Source organism: Kitasatospora sp. NPDC004272 (assembly GCF_053603035.1).
This window is the reverse complement of the sequence record NZ_JBSGET010000035.1, coordinates 24,227-40,014: the sequence shown is the minus strand read 5'-3', so window position 1 is coordinate 40,014 and position 15,788 is coordinate 24,227. Positions and strand designations below refer to the sequence as shown.

Here is a 15,788-nt window from a genome sequence, read left to right as displayed (position 1 = left end):
ACCGTGGTTGGCGACTGGGAGTAAGGTGTTGGCCACTCCCAGCGGTTTAACCCGTTTAACGGGAAGTCAGGGGACGTGATGGCGAAGGAAGTTCGGGTCAACGAGCGCCTGCAGCAGGCCATCAGGGAATCCCGGATGACGTACGACCGCCTGGCCCTGGAGCTGGGCATCGTCGCAGGTCGACACGGTGACGACGCCCGCCCGGGGAAGTCGTTGATCAGCCACTGGGTGCGCTACAGCGTGGTGCCGTCGGGGGACATGCCGTCCTACCTCGCCGCCGTGCTGTCCCGCCGGCTCGGGCGGACCGTCACCCCGGCCGACCTCGGCCTGGCCGAAGAGGTGAGCGATCTTCGGGACTGGAGCTTGGATACGCTGAGCGTCCTGGCCGATCTCCGACGAATCGACGTGGACGACGTGGAAGTGGATCGCAGCACCGCCCTCCAGCTGATGGCCTACTCCGTCGGCGCGCTCGCACTTCCCACCGAGAGCTGGTGGGAGTCGATGGCGCGCACGGGTGAGGCACGCGGACGAGCCGGTGGCCGACGGGTCGGTGAAGCGGACGTCGAGGCGGTCCGTGACATGACCGGCCTGTTCTCCCAGGTCGACCAGCGACGCGGCGGCGGCCACGCACGCACCGCCGTGGTGCAGTACCTCACGAGCGATGTCGCACGATTCCTGAAGGGCACCTTCGCCTCGGAGGGTACGCGTCGGCAGATGTTCTCCGCTGCGGCCGAACTCGCCTATGTGGCAGGCTGGATGGCCTTCGACAGCGCCGACCACGCCGCAGCCCAGACCTACTTCGGGCAGGCGGTCCGGCTGGCGGCCGAAGCGGACGACCCGGCGATGGCCGGACACGTCCTGCGGGCGATGGCCCACCAGGCCCTCGACCTCGGGCACCCGAAGCAGGCGCTCGACCTCGCCGCGGCGTCCATCAGCGGAGACCGGTACGCGCTTGCCTGCCCGCGCGAACGCGCGCTGCTCGGGGTGATCCACGCCCGGGGCCTGGCGGCGACCGGACGGCACACGGCCGCCACCGGCGCCCTGCTCCAGGCCCAGCGCGACCTCGCCGCCGCGGCACCGGGCGACGACGAACCGGCCCGGGTGTTCTTCTTCGGCGAGGCGAGCCTGGCGCACGAGACCGCCTCCGCCCTGCGCGACATAGGCGACCTCGCCGGTGCGGTGAAGGAGTTCCGGCACAGCGTCGAGACCCGCAAGGCCAGCTCGTTCGCCCGGACGCACGCCGTCACCCTCGGCTACCTGGGCTCCGTCCACGTCCGGCTCAAGAACATCGAGGAAGCCTGCGCCGTCTGGTCGGACGCACTGGACGCGATGGAGCCCGTCCGGTCCGGGCGCACCCGGCAGACCGCCACGCACATGCGCACCGCCCTCTCGCCGTTCCGGCAGCGCGGCATCCGCAGCATCGACCGGGTCGACAGCCGGGCGGCCGCCTACCTGGAAGCCACCGCGTGAACCGACGTACCGTCACCACCCCGACCGCAGGAGGAGAACCGATCATGACCGACCGCGAGGTGTTCGAAGTCGAGGCCCTCGGCCACGTGGTGGGCGGCCGCACCGAACCCACCGACGACTTCTGGGGCGGCACCCGGGCGATCATCCGACTCGACGGCACCCGCTTCACCCCCGACGCCACCAAGGGGCTCGACGACTTCTCCCACCTGGAGGTCGTCTTCCGCTTCCACCTCACCGACCCCACCGACCTCAATCTCGGCGCCCGTCGCCCGCGCGACAACCCCGACTGGCCCGAAGTCGGCATCTTCGGCCACCGCAACATGCGCCGCCTGAACTGGCTCGGCGTCTCGCGCTGCCGGCTCCTCAAGGTCGACGGCCTGGACCTCCACGTCGAGGACCTCGACGCCGTCGACGGCACCCCGATCCTCGACGTGAAGCCCTGGTTCGTCGACTTCGGTCCCCGCGGTGAGATCCACCAGGCACAGTGGACCACCGACATGCTGGGCGAGTACTTCGCCCCGGGCGAGGACGGCCGGAGCGCCGAGTAGCCGAGCGGTTAACTTCCCTCCGCGGAAGCCGAATCCTAAAGGGGACGTCCGAAGCGGCCTGCTGGGCGGCCCCACTTCGGACGCCCCGGGTGAGGGCGCCCGATGGTCAGCGCAGGAGGCCGAAGACCAGGGCCGTGACGCTGCCGAGGGCGGTGCCGGCCAGGATCTGCGCGAGGGTGTGGGCCTTGAGGACCATGCGGGACCAGCCGATCGCCGCGGCGCCGAGCGTGGTGAGCAGCAGCCAGGGGCCGAGGGCGAGCACGAGGATCATGACGGTGCCGCCGGCGACGCTGTTGTGAAGAGAGATCTGCCAGCCGGTGGTGACGAGGAGGCTGGAGACCAGCCCCACGAGCATCGCGACGACCAACGCGGACACGTCGGACGGGGCGCCGAGGGCGTACAGCAGGATGATGCCGGTGGCGACTGACACCAGGCTGAGCACCATCGGCAGGAGTCGCTGGCGGCGGACGCGGATGTGCCTGTCGGTGAGACCGCCGCGTTTCACACCGAGCGCGATGATGCTTATCGGGACGACGCCGCAGAAGAGCGCGGCCAGCAGCCCCCAGCCGAGGCCCGACCAGGAGCGGGTGCTGTGCCAGCCGATCAGCAGCAGGAGCGCGATCACGAGGTTGGCAGGGGCAAGGACGTCTGTGACGACCCGCGCGGCCTTCTGGCGAAGTGTGCTGCCGGCGAAGGCGGGCGGAACGGGTGGTTCGAACGTCACGGGGTGGCTCCGGAAGGGCGGTCGGGTCGTATGCAACGGCGTACGCGTGTGGTCTCCGGCCGCGCATCGGCGCGGCGCTCGCGCACAGCTTCTCAACAGTGAGCGGAAGACCGTGCGAAGGGGCAAGCCAAGGTCCGTCGTGACTGGTCAGGTGGCTTAACAGGGTGGATGAGTGCCCGCGGTACGGCCTATGGTTCTGGTCCTGCCGCACACGGCAGGCAGGCTGATGGGCCGCTGCCCACGCCGACCGAAGACGATACCGGCGTCCAGAAGCACCAACTCCTGGACGCCGCACCGGCCCTCCGAAGTGGCCGATTCCCCACCGCGCGCTCGGCGGACTTCCATGCCCGAGAGACCGCCGCGCGCGCTCCTACGAAGTACGGAGCATGGCTTGCGCGTACCCATGACGGAAACGGAAAACCCGGCATCGCCCTGTCGCAGCCGGCGCCTTCGCCCTGGTGCGCAGCCAGTCGGCAAGGTGCCTGGTGCGGGCACCGCCGCTCGGGGTCGCTGACATGGCGCGCATCCGATCGGTCAAGCCCGAGACCTGGGTGAGCGAGACGCTCGCCGAGGTCTCCATCCCCGCGATGGTCACCTTCCTCGGCATGACCAACCACGCCGACGACCACGGCCGGCATCGCGACAACGCCGCGGTCGTCTACGGCCTGGTGTGGCCGATGCGCGAGGAGATCACCCGCACCGACGTCGAGGAGCACCTCCGGCAGCTCGCCGCCGCCGGGGCTGTGTGCCGCTACACCGGCTGCGACGGGCGGAAGTACTTCCACTTCCCGACCTGGCGCAACCACCAGAAGATCGACAAGCCTTCGCTGTCCCGGCTGCCCGCGTGCCCGCACTGCGAGCCGGAGCGGTGCGGCGTCTGCAAGGGCCCGTGCATCCAGCGCGTCACCCTCGCCGATGCGCCGACCCCTGCGCCCGAGGCGGACCCGATGGCTCCCCGAGTGTTCGACGAGCCCTCGGCGAACGCTCCCTCCCGCCTCGACCCCCTCTCCGAACCGGTCGCGAAGCTGTCTCCGCAGGGCGGTGCCGGCGGCACGGCCACCGCCCCGGCGGTCGACGAGAACCGCGTGGCCGTCCCTGTCGCTGGAATAAGTGCAGGTCAGAGGGCATTCGCCGAAGCCTCCCCGAAGGTTCGGCGAAGCGTCCAGGAGCCCTCGACGCCTGGATCTAGGATCTTGGATCCTGGATCTTCTTTCCCTACGGGGCGGCAAGCGCCCGAGCCGGAGGCGGTCTCGGCGGGCCAGCTCGTCGGCGAGTACGTCGCCGCCTGCGAGCGGCGTCCGCCGAACGGCGTGCTCGGCCACCTCGGCAAGACCGTCAAGGGCCTGCTGGCCGAGGGCATCGGCCCCGAGCACGTCCGCGCCGGACTGCGGCGCTTCGCCGAGATCCAGGGCCACCCGTCCCGGCTGCCGAGCCTGGTCAACGACGCGATGAACGTGCCGGGCGCCGGTTTGGTCCGGCCGGGATTGCGCTCTAACCTGCCTGTTCACCAGGCGTGGACCAATCCGGTCGACGCCGCCACCGCCTACGCCGAGGAGCTGTGATGCGCACCCACCGCGACCCGCAGACCCTCGCTGACGGCCCCTCCGTCCTCGACCGGATGGCCCGGATCCTCGCCGCCCGGGGCATCGACCGCGCCACGGTTGACGCCCTCCCCGGCGAGCCGGAGCCGTTCTCGCCGGAGGCCGCGCTCTCCGCCGGGATGCCGCCCCGCTACCGCGACGCCGTCGCCGACCACCCGCTGGTCCTCGCCTGGACCCGGCAGGTCGCCGCCCAAGCCACCGCCCCCAGCACCGGAGCGCGCCGCCAGGTCGCCACCGGCCCCAGCCTGCTGATGGCCGGGGTGACCGGCGCGGGCAAGACCCACCAGGCGTACGGAGCGGTCCGGGTCCTGGTGCGCGCCGGCCTCGGCGTGCGCTGGCGCGCCACCACCGCCGCCGACCTCTACGCCGAACTCCGCCCCAGCTCCAACACCGATGCCGAGCGGGTGCTCGCCGCCTACAGCAGGGTGCCGCTGCTGATCCTCGACGACCTCGGCGCCGCCAAGACCAGCGAGTTCGTCGAGGAGCAGACCTACCGGCTCATCAACCGCCGGTACAACGCGATGCTCCCGACCCTGATCACGACGAACCTGCAGATCAGGGACCTCAAGGCGTACCTCGGCGACCGCGTCACCTCCCGCCTCGCCGAGATGACCACCCGGGCCGAGTTCGAACCGGTCGACCGCAGACGCCACCAGCGCGCCGCCTGAACAACCGCCGCGCTGTGTCCTATCCCGATGGTCACCAGTGCTCTCGAATCCGGTCAGCAGACCGCCTACGCGCTCACTGGCCGCCCAGCCGAGGTCGGTTCGGGTGACCGGTTCGCCGGTCAGCCCGGTCACCGCGCTGCGGATGGTGGTTACCGAGTCCGCTGGCCTGGGCGGTCAGCCGGTCAGCCGGTCAGCCGGTCAGCCGGTCAGCCGGTCAGCGGCGGGCCGGTCACTGACCGACCGGCCGAGGTCGCCCCGGTGACCGCCCCGCCGGTCAGCCCGGTCAGCCCGGTCACCGCGCTGCCGGTCACTGACCGGGCGGCTGACCGGGACACCGAGGAACTGCTGGAGATCGCGAAGTAGGCGGTCAAGGAGGCGGACAACAAGCTGACCCGCGCCGTGGTCGCCACCGCGATCCGGGGTCAGCAGATCCCGCTGTCCAGCGACACCCTGACCCAGCTGATGGCCCAGCTTCGCGAACAGCAGCGCAAGAACCAGCTCGTCGACGCCCACCGGGGCTGACCGGAACCGACCGGCCGAGGCTGACCGAGAAGGTCGCCCCGGCCGGTCACCCACCCGCCACCGCACCACCGAAGTGGAGCACCGTCATGCGCACCACCCCCGCCACCTGGACCGAGGCGGACGCCTGGCTGACTGTCCTGCACCGGCGCGGAGACCTCCACCGCGCCGAAACCGGCACCGACGGGAGCCGCACCGTCCAACGAGGCCGACACTCCCGGCCCTGGACCCTCCACCACCCGGTCCTGGCCCTCGACTGGATCGAGGACCTGGTCCGCGACGTCGAGCAGCGCGACACGGAGACCCGTCGATGACCGGCACCGACCCGAAGGCCACACCACCGCGAGCGGCCGGTGACCCCGATCAGGCTCCTGGCGGAGCAAGTTGTGGGGTAAGCCATGCTTACCCCACCCCCGCCCCCGCCTCGAAGGGGACGGGGACTCCCTGGTTGGTGGCAGACCCAGGGGGGTCTGCCACCAACCAGGGAGTCGGCCCAGGGGTGCCGACGGGAGAAGGGGAACGACCCGCCGCCACCCGCGCCACCTCGCGCCGCCGCCGCCCGCGTCACGCCAGCCAGCGCCGCACCTGCGTCAGCCTCCGCTTCAGCGAAGCCGAGTGGGCGGCCGTCCAGCACGCGGCAGACCTGGCCGACCTCGCCCCGGGCGGGTTCTCCGCCGCGGCCACTCTGGCCGCCGCGAGCAGCGACCCGACCGCTGCCGTGGCCGACTACCGGCGCGGCATCCAGGAGCTCATGGAGTCTAACCGCCAACTCGGAGGTATCGGCAACAACTTGAACCAGGTCGCCCACTTCCTCAACGCCGGGGGCCAGGTCGCCGCCGACCTCCAGCAGCTCCTACAGCGGGTCGAAGCGTCCATCGCCGCGGTCGACGACGCCGTCGCCTGGATGGTCCGCCGGTGATCCCCAAGATCCGCACCGGCACCGGCGGCACCTACGGCCTCATCCGCTACCTCTTCGGCCCCGGCAAGCAGGACGAGCACACCGACCAGCACGTCGTGGCCAGCTGGAACGGCTTCGCCTCCGACCCCGGCCGCAACCCCCACCACACCCTCGCCCAACTCGCCAACCAGCTCGACCAGCCCGTCAAGGCCATCGGCGACCGCGTCCCCGCCGCCACCATCTGGCACTGCTCGGTGCGCGCCGACCCCGGCGACCGCCACCTCGACGACAACGACTGGGCGAACATCGCCCGCCGCATCGTCCACGCCACCGGCATCGCCCCCGACGGCGACACCACCGCCTGCCGCTGGGTCGCCGTTCGCCATGCCGACGACCACATCCACATCGCTGCCACCCTCGTCCGCCAGGACGGCCGCCTCGCGGGCCTCTCCTTCGACTACCGCAAGGCCCAGGCCGAAGCCCGCCGCATCGAAAAGGACTACGGCCTACGCCAACTCACCCCCGGCGACGGCACCGCCGCCAAGAACCCCACCAGCCAGGAACGCTTCAAGGCCGAGCGCACCGGCCGCACCGAGACCCCGCGCGAAACCCTGCGCGAAGCCGTCCGCCAGGCCGTCGCCGGAGCCGCCGACGAAGCCGAGTTCTTCGACCGGCTACGCGAGGCCGGCCTGCGGGTGAAACTCCGCCACGCCCCCTCCGGCGATGTCCTCGGCTACAACGTCGCCCTGCCCGGCGACCGCAACCGCAACAGCGAGCCCGTCTGGTTCGCCGGATCCACCCTCGCCCCCGACCTCTCCTTCCCGCAGATCCGCCGCCGCCTGACCGACGCCCCCACCGACACCACCCCGCCCCGCACCGACCGGTCCGCGCCCGCCCGCACCCGCCGGGACGCCGCTGGCACCGCCGAGCGAGCCACCGCCATCCTCGACGAAGACGGCGACGAAGCCGCCGCCCAGCTCGTCGGTGCCGGCGAACTCCTCGACGCCCTCGTCCAGACCTCCCCGGCCGCCACCCGCGCCGAACTACGAGACGCAGCCCGCGCGTTCGAGCGCGCCACCCGCTCCCACGTCCGCACCGAGAACGCCGACATCCGGGCCCTGCGCTCGGCCGCCCGCGGAATAGTCCACGCTGGAACGGCGCTTGGACGAGGAGAGGACGGCGGCGCCACCGCGATGGTCCTGTCCACCCTCGTCCTGCTCACCCTGGCCGCCGCCCGCTGGCACTCCGCCCGCGGCCACGCCCAGCAGGCAGCAGCCTCCCGCCAGGCCGCCGAACACCTGCGCGCCGCCTACCGGCAGAGCGCCGCGACCCCGCTGCGGACGATGTGGGAGCGGGCCCAGGCGCTGCCCGAACCCGAACGCCGCCGCCATGAAGCCACCATCCGTGCCGCCCTCGGCGAACCGGACACCCGCGCTGGCCACCAGGCCCGCACCGCGCAGCGGTTCGACGCCCTGACTGCCACCCTCGCCGAAGCCGAGAAGGCCGGCCACGACCCCAAGGCTCTCCTCGAAGAAGCCGTCGACCGCCGCGAACTGGCGCGCGCCCGCAACACGGATGCCGTGCTGGTCTGGCGCATCCGCCGCCTCGCCGACCTGCCCGCCCTCCCCAACGGCACGGGCAAGCCGAAGGCCGGCACCACCCCGACCAAGCAGGCACCCGGCCGCATGGCCGCTCGCCCCGCAACCCCGACACCTGCGCGTCTGATTGCCGCCCCCCACCGCCCGGCACCCCGACGCTGACCAGCACCCGAAACCCCTCGACACCCACTCCCACCAGGTGTTACTCAAGAGCCCGCACCGCACGAACGGAGAGCCCGTGCCCAGAGACACCGAAGACCCCACCACTCCGGTCGTCGCCCGCCGCGCAGCCGACGGGCGACGACCCGCTGCTGCGGCTGGAGTACGAGACGGCCCCGCCCAGCGGGCCGGAGACCACCCGCGGTCTGCGGTGCCCGCGCGCAATGGACCTGCGCGGCATGCCGGTCTACTGCACCAAGTGCCGGGCTCAGCGTGACTGGCTGCTGAGCAACTACCGCCAGCACGTGTGGATCCACTGCCGTTGCGGACACAAGTGGCTGGAGCCCGAGATCACCCGCGCCGACTTCGACGCGATGATCACCGACCCGAACTGGACTCGATACCCGACCGTCCGTGAAGGCGAGATCGCTCTCGGGTTCGACGGCTCCTTCGCCGGGATCTACCTGAAGTAATGAGCGGTGTTGCATTCGGTGTGACCGGTACAGGCCGCTGGTCAGCGGATTTCCGAGGGGCGGCTCCGAGTCGGCCCCCTCGTCCGGTGCCAGGACCCGGGCGAATCACCGATGCAACGATGTTGCGTTGGATGCAACATGAGTCGAGCTGTGGATCTCTCCGGCGCAGCGCACTTGGTGCTTGCGGCAGGCGTTGCGTTTCTCGGCCCTATTTGGCCCTGGCCAACTCCACCGCCACCGGGGGCGTCCTCGCCGCACATCCGGAGAAGCTGCCGGTCCTGTCTGAGTCCGCGCTGTGCAGGAGTTCTCTTCTCGCCCTGCAGTGTCCGCCAGGTCGCTACGGTAGGCCTGTGACAACCACCAGCGTGTTCAACCCTCCGCTCGAACCTGTCGGCGACGACTTGGCAGCTGCCCTGGTGCAGCAGGGTGCTGGCGGCGTCCGCGCGCTTGGGCTGCTCCGGGACGCCTACCGGCTTCTTCACGACCAGGGCTACGAACGTGGCGCGGAGCTAGCGGACATTGCCGTGCGGACCGCTTCGGACTGCCTGCTTTCGCTCGGGACGGCGAACAAGGAGGCCCGAGGCCTTAGGGCTGCGGCAACGGGGATGAACAAGACGCTGAAGAGCATCCTTACGAAGCGCCTGGTCGCTCCGGGCGCGGCGTCGGCCTCCGTGCCGGTGAAGCTGACCGTCGAGCAGGTCCGCCAGCTCGTCGCCGCCCGGCAACGGTTGGTGGACGAGGTGAACAACCCCGGCGGCTACCATCGCGAACGGGCGCTGATCCAGCTGCGGCAAGTCCTCGGCCAAGCGGCCGGGACTGCCCAGCGCAATGCTGCGGACGGCTGGGGTGGCGGGTACGGGGCGGCGTCGAAGACTGTCCATGGCAGCGAAGCCGGACTGGAGGACGTAGCTGGCCGGTATCGCGACCTGCTGGAGCTTGCCAGCGGGCTTTTCATCCAGCTGCCCGCCCGCGCGGAGCGGATCCGGCAACTGGCCGTGCTCGAGGACCCAACTGCGGACGATGCGCTCGAAGTTGCCCGATGGCAGGACCCGCGCGGAACCGCCTACTTTTTCACGAAGGCGCCGTCCCCCCGGTGGCTGCAGCTGCTGACCGAGGAACTGCTGCGGCCGGACCCGATTCTTGAGGCGCCTGCGTGGCCGGCGTTGCCTTACCTGGACCACCTCACCGCCACGGCAACCGCCGAGGTGACCGCATGGCTGGACGAGAGGTTCGCTGAGATCGCGCCGGTGCGCGCCGAGGCGCTGGACGGCCTCCTGCGCCTCGCTGCCCGGCCGGGAGTGGACCTCACCGCCCGGATCGCTCCGCTCCTGCAGAGTTGGACCCGTGCGGACGCGGAGGCGGTCCCGCCGTGGACCCAACGGCTAGCTGGCGAGTGGGCGCTGTCCGTGCCGATCGGCGAGCGGGAAGGTACGTGGTTGGCCGCAGTTGCGGCCTTGGTGACTCTGGCCGTCCGCGCGGACTTCTCGCCGGTTTCCCCTGAGGACGAGGACGAGCTGGAAGGGGGCCAGGCCGAGGTCATCGGGCTGCCGCAGTGGCATGTCGCCCAGCTGCTGCGCGAGGTGGTCCGCAGCGCAGCCCACGCGGACGCCGAGGTGACGTACGAGCAGGTGCGCATCGCCCTGGTCGAGTTGCTCAAGGACGACCTGCAGCGGTTGGTCGCGAGCCTGCCACCGGCGGTCGCTGCCGATCCCGTCTTGGTCAGCGAGGCGGTCAGGCAGATTTTCTATGGGGATATGGCGGCGATGAAGGTGGGCGATGCGTTCGCCTATCTCGCCTCGACCCTGGCCCGCGCGCTGCTGGACCTGCTCAACGAGGCTGCCCACACTGGGGTCCCACTGCAGGATCGGATCGCGGTCCTGGAGGAGGCTGCCGACGTGGATCGTCAGCTGTCGCTGCGTTTTCAGGCCGCGCACCTCCTCGACTGCGACCGGTCCACGGTGCAGTGGAGGGAGCGGGCGACGGCGTTGGTGCCGTCCCTGATCGTGCAACGGCCTGCGCCGGAGCCGGTGACCCTGGTCTGCGCGTTGCTGGACGTCGCAGGCCACGATGACCAGCTGCTGGTGGAAGAGGCGCTCTTGGCCGCGCTGGGCCAGGTCCCCGTCGTCGAGGACGTTACGGAGGCCCTGGCCGCGTTGAAACCGGGAAGTTTCCTGCCGGACCAGTGGATGGCAGCGGTGGACTGGGCTGGAACGCTGCCCGGGGCGTGGCTGGAGGTGTGGCGGCCCGTGGTCGCCGCCGTGACTGCGGCGTTCGGCAAAGAGCCGGCCGGGGTTGGCGGCTTTACCCCGTTCCGGGTACAGGACGTGCCGGTCCCGGTGCCGCTGTCCGACCTGGCATTGGAGGTCGCCACGAGCGGCGCGCCGGCCGCCGCCACGAAGGTGCGTGCGGCAGCGGGGACGGATCTTACTGCGGTCAGCCCGTACGCACTGGTTCTGCGGAGACTGCTGGCCATCGACCCGACCGAGTGGACCACGGATCCCCTCGCGGTGGTCGCGGCTCTGGACGCGCCGGGGTTGAGCGCCGCCTACCTCGAAGCTGCGGCGAACAACGTGGAGGCGGGCCTGGACATGGCCAGCCTGCCGCAGACCGAACTACTCCAGGCAGCGCTGAAGGTCAGCCGCGCCCTGGCCGATGGCGAGCCAGCCAGTGATTCGGCGGCTGCGGACACTGCCCTAGTGGCGCTGTCCGAGGCCGCCGTCCGCTGCAGCACCGCGCTGAACGAGGGCCTCTCCCAGCGGCTTCTGGAGATGGCCGGCGATGTCGACACCCTCCCTGCCGACGTGGTCCCGGTGCTGCCGGCGCTGCGGAACCGCCAGCGAGCGGTTCGGCTGCTGCTGGGATCGCTCGCTGACGCTGAGGCTGCCGAAGAGCTGCTGCTTCGCCTGGATGGCGCGGTTGTGAAGGATCCTGCTGATCCCCGCGTCGCCCACGCGCTGCCGCTGGCACTGCCCGACCTCTTCGTGCGCCACCCGCAGTGGACGCTGGAGCGCCGTGTGGCGCTGCTGGTCCTGCGGCCGGGAAGCGCCGCCGATTTGTGGCTCCGATTCGGTCCTGCGCACCCGCCGCTACTTGCGGAGCTCGACCGGGACGAACTGGTCGACGCCCTCAGCACGGGCCGCCCCTCGGAGGCGGCCACCCACGTTGCGATCGCGCTGCTGAGCGACCCACAGTGTCTCGGGCCACTGCAGGACTTGCTGCCCCGGGTCGCTGCCGGCTCATCCGGCGTGGCTGCCGTCAGCCGGGTCTTCTCCCGTATCGCCGGGCTGCTCACCCATGTTCCCCCGGATGCGGCCGACGGGTACGTGGCAGCCGCCGAGGCGGTGTGGCGGGCCGCGCTCGATACCTCGCTGCCGGCGGGCAGCCTGGCCGGCTCGGGGGCCTTCGCACGGTACTCGCGGTGGCCGGACGCCTCGTGGCTGGAGCTCACCGCGGCGTCCGCGGGCGCCCCGCTCGAATGTCCCGAGGTGGTCGCTGCTCGCGCCGCACGTTTCCCGGACAACCCGACCGCACTGCGGCTGATGACCCAGTTGGTCGCCCGGCCAGGCCGGGACGCCTGGGCGGACATCGAGGTACGCCGACACGCCGTCGATCTCCTCAAGGCCTGCGGCGCCGACGTGCCAGAGGTCACGATGTTGCGCGACGCGCTGATCAACAGCGGTGTCATCGACGCCCACGACTGGGGCCCGATGTAGGTGATCAGCAGCCGGACCCGGCCGCCGGACGCCTCGCCGGGCCGGGTGCGAGCGGCTATGGGCAAGCCTGCGTTCTTGGCCGAGCTGACCGGCGCAGACGTCGTCCTCCCGGCAGGACGAGGGCACCTTGTGCCCGGCCTCGGACAACAACGGGGCCGGGCCTGCGTTCGGCCGGGTGTTCTCAGTTGTACCGGCCGTAGACGGTACCTGCCCATGCGTCGACTTCGGCCTCAGGGATGGCCTGCAGATTCGGATTGGTTGCGTTGAAGTTGAGTGGCAGCTTGCACTCGCCCCAGCCGTATTCCCAGATGCGGCGGTCCGCGTTGCGGACCGTCTCCTCCAGTGTTCCGAGCGCGGCGAGCACCTTCTCCCGGCTCAGGTGGACCGGGTCACCCAGCTCGGGCCGCTGCCAGTCCTCCATGGCGGCTTCGGCAACTGCGTCGCGGTGGGCCTCCAGTTGCTTCACCGTTCGCAGTTGCCCGCGCTGATGGGTCAGCAGGTGTCGGAGCTTCCGGATCTCTGTCACCGATTCCGGCTCCACCTTGTTGCCAAGGTCAGCGTGGAGCTGAACCACCCTCCACCACAGTGGTGACTCGTGCTTTTCCTGCCGCTTGACGCGCAGAGGGGTGAGTTCCTTGCGTCGGCGATGCAGCACCTCTTCCACCGCCTTCTCCATGTAGACCTCGAAGGCGGTCACGCCGTCCTTGAGTACCGAGGTATGCAGGATCCCGAGGTATTCGGGCCGGTAGAGCAGATGCACGCTGTGCTCGTAAGCGTCCACGTCCCTACCGCTGGCCTGCCATGCCTCGTCGTCACCGAGCTTGGACCACCTCGTGGAGAGCTCAAGGAAGGCGCGGATCTCCTTGTTTGCGGTGTCCCACTCATCGAAGGTGCTGCTAACGGTCCCGCCGGATTCGTCCCAAGATCTCATGCACCAAGGCTAGAGCCACCGGAACACCTCAAGCCTCACCTGAGAACGACTGCTCCAGCGCGCCGTGCATCAACTCCCGCTTCAGCGAGGTGAAGAAGCTCTCCGCGGCGGCGTTGCCGTGGCTGGAGCCGACCTTCCCCACGCTCCGCCGGACGCCGCAGCGTCGGCAGAGCCTCGCGAACTCGGCCGAGCCGTATTGCGGGCCCCTGTCCGGGTGAAAGATCACGCCTTCGACTCGGTCGCCGCGGGCGGCCGCCGCTGCCTCCAGTGCGTCGGCCACCAGCTCGGTGCGCATGTGGTCGGCCAGCGACCAGCCCACCAGGCGGCGCCAGTGCAGGTCGATCACGGTCGCGAGATACATCCACGAACCGCCGACCGGCAGATACGCGATGTCGCTGACCCAGCGGACATCGGGCCTGTCTGCGGTGAAGTTCCGACCGATCAGGTCCGGCAGGGGTGGCGCGCTCCTGTCCTGGACGGTGGTGCGGCAGCGTTTTCGCAGGTGAAGGCCCACGATGCCGTGCTCGCGCATCAGGCGGCCTGTCCGCTTGCGGTTGACCGCGCGGCCCACAGTTCCGCGTGCACCCTCGGCACCCCGTAGGCGCCCCGGGTCTCCCGGTGGACTTCGCGGATCTCGCCCACGAGCGCGGCCTCGGCTGCCGCCCGATCGGCACGGGCCCGAACCCCGGCCTGCCATGCGTAGTACCCGCAACGGGCGACGCCCAGGACCTCGCACAACCGCTGGACGCCGAACTCGGCGGCGTGGGCGGAGATGAAGTCCCAGCGGCGGTCCCTCACTTCATCTCCCGTGCGAAATAGGCCGCTGCCCGACGCAGGATCTCCTTCTCCACCTGCCACTCTCGCTCGGCCTTGCCCAAACGGGCGAGCTCGGCCCGTTCGTCAGCGCTCAGTGCCTGCCCGGTCGACGCTGGCTCGGCATCGGCGGCCCTCACCCAGTTCCGCAGGGTCTCGTGGTTGACCCCGATCTCCTTCGAGACGGCCACGAACGTGCGCCGGCCCTCCGAGGCCCGGTACAGCGCCACGGCATCACGACGGAACTCGTCCGAGTACTTCGACGGACGTCCCACCTGGACTTCCCCCCTGGATCTACAAGATCCAAGTGTCAAGGTGTCCACATCCCGGGGCAATGCTCAAACTGCGGTGCGCGGAATGTCAATTCCTTACGATTAGGAAAGTAGTTATCGCCTATGGTCGTACCTGGCAGGCACAGGGGACGGCGAAGGCGGCGAAGTTGAGCGGGGGTCGCCCGGCACACCGGAGGAAGACTCTTCCTACCCGGGACCGGTTGGAGGTATGGGTTCGCAGCGGGGGGCGGTGCGCGCTGTGCAACACCTACCTACTGGAAGGATCCTTGTCATGGCGCACTCTGAACCTGGGCGAGCTGGCGCACATCGTTGGGCAGAGCACTGATGCGCGGTCGCCACGGGGCGGGCATCCGCTGAATCCCGATCTTCGCGACAGTGCGGACAACCTGATGCTGCTGTGCGCCGACGAGCACGCCGAGATCGACGCGCAGGGCGCCCTGGACGTCTTCACCGTCGAGCGGCTGCGCCGGTTGAAGCTGGAGCACGAAGACCGCATCCGGCATGTGACGGGGCTGGGCCCGCATCGCGCGACCACGGTGGTGCGAGTGGTGGGATCGGTGCACGGCCAGGCCGTGGAGCTGTCACGGAGCGCCGCCGTGGACGCCGTGACCGCGCGCTCCCGCTTCCCGCTGTTCCTCGAGTCCTACTCCCGCCATGGGGTCGAGGTCGACCTGCGGCACCTGCCCGGCGAGTACTGCACCCCGTCGCAGGACGCGCGGTCCGCCGCTGCCGAGAGCCGCAGCTACTACCGGTACGCGACCAGGGCCATCGACGAGGTGATCAAGAATCAGCTGCGGGCAGGCATCGACCGCGGCAGCGTGCAGCACGTCAGCGTCTTTGGGTTCGCACGCCTGCCCCTGCTCGTCCACCTGGGTTCCCTGCTGGACGACACCGTGCCAACGGATGTGTACCAGCGCCACCGCCACGAGCAGTCGTGGATCTGGCCGGTGGAGGACGGCCCGGCAACGGAGTTCACGGTGCGCGTGGACCAGGACGTGCCGGCCGGGGAAGAGGCCGCGGTGATCATGAACGTCTCCGGGACGATCGCCAGGCGTGAGATTCCGAGCGGCCTCGCCGCTCTGCGCCGCTACGAGATCAGCCCGGTCAACGCACCGACGCACCCGGACATCCTGCGGCAGCAGGCTTCCCTGCAGTCGCTGGAGCACACCATCAGACGGTTTCTGGCGGGCTTGGAGATCGAGGCGAAGACTCTGCGGCGCCTGCACGTCCTGCCGGCCGTCCCGATGTCCGCGGCGGTGATGCTGGGACGTACGCACCATCCTCAGGTGCACCCCCAACTGGTCATCTACGAAAGGCTCGCGGGGCAGTACGTGTCCACGCTGGAGGTCGGCCCGGCCACCGGCTGATGCGGCACGGCGC

The 15,788-nt window shown here is 70.5% G+C and carries 16 protein-coding genes; 11 read left to right on the top strand and 5 right to left on the bottom strand.

The window, feature by feature from the left end:
• Nucleotides 1–78 precede the first annotated feature (78 nt).
• On the top strand, nucleotides 79–1,470 hold the full coding sequence (locus ACWEO5_RS13800) for a Tat pathway signal protein (RefSeq protein ID WP_452162602.1): 1,392 nt from the start codon (nucleotides 79–81) through the stop codon (nucleotides 1,468–1,470).
• 44 nt (nucleotides 1,471–1,514) lie between these two features.
• A complete protein-coding gene (locus ACWEO5_RS13795; protein ID WP_452162601.1) occupies nucleotides 1,515–2,018 on the top strand; it encodes a TrmO family methyltransferase domain-containing protein in 504 nt (167 codons plus the stop codon).
• Nucleotides 2,019–2,124: 106 nt separating this feature from the next.
• On the opposite strand, the gene ACWEO5_RS13790 is transcribed toward ACWEO5_RS13795, so the two are convergent.
• Complete coding sequence (locus ACWEO5_RS13790; RefSeq protein WP_111552637.1) at nucleotides 2,125–2,742, bottom strand: hypothetical protein; 618 nt, start codon at nucleotides 2,740–2,742, stop codon at nucleotides 2,125–2,127.
• A 515-nt stretch (nucleotides 2,743–3,257) separates the two neighbouring features.
• Here ACWEO5_RS13790 and ACWEO5_RS13785 point away from each other — a divergent pair.
• The 8 genes from ACWEO5_RS13785 (at nucleotide 3,258) to ACWEO5_RS13750 (ending at nucleotide 12,371) form a co-directional block, all read left to right on the top strand.
• The gene (locus ACWEO5_RS13785) at nucleotides 3,258–4,304 is read left to right on the top strand and encodes a hypothetical protein (protein WP_452162600.1); all 1,047 of its coding nucleotides are present in this window, start codon (nucleotides 3,258–3,260) and stop codon (nucleotides 4,302–4,304) included.
• Entirely contained in the window at nucleotides 4,304–5,011 is a 708-nt protein-coding gene (locus ACWEO5_RS13780) for an ATP-binding protein (protein WP_452162599.1), read from the top strand. The genes ACWEO5_RS13785 and ACWEO5_RS13780 overlap by 1 nt, the downstream gene beginning before the upstream one ends.
• Nucleotides 5,012–5,410: 399 nt before the next feature.
• Nucleotides 5,411–5,533, top strand: coding sequence for a hypothetical protein (locus ACWEO5_RS13775; RefSeq protein WP_452162598.1), 123 nt, complete (start codon nucleotides 5,411–5,413; stop codon nucleotides 5,531–5,533).
• An 86-nt stretch (nucleotides 5,534–5,619) separates the two neighbouring features.
• Complete coding sequence (locus tag ACWEO5_RS13770; protein WP_452162597.1) at nucleotides 5,620–5,844, top strand: hypothetical protein; 225 nt, start codon at nucleotides 5,620–5,622, stop codon at nucleotides 5,842–5,844.
• A 185-nt stretch (nucleotides 5,845–6,029) separates the two neighbouring features.
• Complete coding sequence (locus ACWEO5_RS13765; RefSeq protein ID WP_452162596.1) at nucleotides 6,030–6,449, top strand: MobC family plasmid mobilization relaxosome protein; 420 nt, start codon at nucleotides 6,030–6,032, stop codon at nucleotides 6,447–6,449.
• Nucleotides 6,446–8,188 (top strand): relaxase/mobilization nuclease domain-containing protein, encoded by a 1,743-nt coding sequence (locus ACWEO5_RS13760; protein ID WP_452162595.1) that lies wholly within the window; start codon nucleotides 6,446–6,448, stop codon nucleotides 8,186–8,188. Before ACWEO5_RS13765 ends, ACWEO5_RS13760 begins: the two co-directional genes overlap by 4 nt.
• 236 nt (nucleotides 8,189–8,424) lie before the next feature.
• Entirely contained in the window at nucleotides 8,425–8,658 is a 234-nt protein-coding gene (locus tag ACWEO5_RS13755; protein ID WP_452162594.1) for a hypothetical protein, read from the top strand.
• A 350-nt stretch (nucleotides 8,659–9,008) separates the two neighbouring features.
• Complete coding sequence (locus ACWEO5_RS13750; protein ID WP_452162593.1) at nucleotides 9,009–12,371, top strand: hypothetical protein; 3,363 nt, start codon at nucleotides 9,009–9,011, stop codon at nucleotides 12,369–12,371.
• 181 nt (nucleotides 12,372–12,552) lie between these two features.
• On the opposite strand, the gene ACWEO5_RS13745 is transcribed toward ACWEO5_RS13750, so the two are convergent.
• The 4 genes from ACWEO5_RS13745 to ACWEO5_RS13730 are packed head-to-tail and all read right to left on the bottom strand — an operon-like array spanning nucleotide 12,553 to nucleotide 14,390.
• On the bottom strand, nucleotides 12,553–13,302 hold the full coding sequence (locus ACWEO5_RS13745) for a hypothetical protein (protein ID WP_452162592.1): 750 nt from the start codon (nucleotides 13,300–13,302) through the stop codon (nucleotides 12,553–12,555).
• Between the two features lie 28 nt (nucleotides 13,303–13,330).
• A complete protein-coding gene (locus ACWEO5_RS13740; protein WP_452162591.1) occupies nucleotides 13,331–13,834 on the bottom strand; it encodes an IS3 family transposase in 504 nt (167 codons plus the stop codon).
• Nucleotides 13,834–14,100 (bottom strand): hypothetical protein, encoded by a 267-nt coding sequence (locus ACWEO5_RS13735; protein WP_452162590.1) that lies wholly within the window; start codon nucleotides 14,098–14,100, stop codon nucleotides 13,834–13,836. Before ACWEO5_RS13735 ends, ACWEO5_RS13740 begins: the two co-directional genes overlap by 1 nt.
• On the bottom strand, nucleotides 14,097–14,390 hold the full coding sequence (locus ACWEO5_RS13730; RefSeq protein WP_452162589.1) for a transposase: 294 nt from the start codon (nucleotides 14,388–14,390) through the stop codon (nucleotides 14,097–14,099). Before ACWEO5_RS13730 ends, ACWEO5_RS13735 begins: the two co-directional genes overlap by 4 nt.
• Nucleotides 14,391–14,674: 284 nt before the next feature.
• Here ACWEO5_RS13730 and ACWEO5_RS13725 point away from each other — a divergent pair, with 284 nt between their 5' ends.
• Nucleotides 14,675–15,775: an SAVED domain-containing protein gene (locus tag ACWEO5_RS13725; RefSeq protein WP_452162588.1), complete on the top strand. Its 1,101-nt coding sequence runs from the start codon at nucleotides 14,675–14,677 to the stop codon at nucleotides 15,773–15,775.
• The last annotated feature ends 13 nt before the right edge of the window (nucleotides 15,776–15,788 follow it).

What these genes read in the sequence shown, in the direction of transcription:
- ACWEO5_RS13800 (WP_452162602.1), top strand. Translation starts at nt 79, where the DNA reads ATGGCGAAGGAAGTTCGGGTCAACGAGCGCCTGCAGCAGGCCATCAGG.
- ACWEO5_RS13795 (WP_452162601.1), top strand. Translation starts at nt 1,515, where the DNA reads ATGACCGACCGCGAGGTGTTCGAAGTCGAGGCCCTCGGCCACGTGGTG.
- ACWEO5_RS13785 (WP_452162600.1), top strand. Translation starts at nt 3,258, where the DNA reads ATGGCGCGCATCCGATCGGTCAAGCCCGAGACCTGGGTGAGCGAGACG.
- ACWEO5_RS13780 (WP_452162599.1), top strand. Translation starts at nt 4,304, where the DNA reads ATGCGCACCCACCGCGACCCGCAGACCCTCGCTGACGGCCCCTCCGTC.
- ACWEO5_RS13770 (WP_452162597.1), top strand. Translation starts at nt 5,620, where the DNA reads ATGCGCACCACCCCCGCCACCTGGACCGAGGCGGACGCCTGGCTGACT.
- ACWEO5_RS13755 (WP_452162594.1), top strand. Translation starts at nt 8,425, where the DNA reads ATGCCGGTCTACTGCACCAAGTGCCGGGCTCAGCGTGACTGGCTGCTG.
- ACWEO5_RS13745 (WP_452162592.1), bottom strand. Translation starts at nt 13,302, where the DNA reads ATGAGATCTTGGGACGAATCCGGCGGGACCGTTAGCAGCACCTTCGAT.
- ACWEO5_RS13740 (WP_452162591.1), bottom strand. Translation starts at nt 13,834, where the DNA reads ATGCGCGAGCACGGCATCGTGGGCCTTCACCTGCGAAAACGCTGCCGC.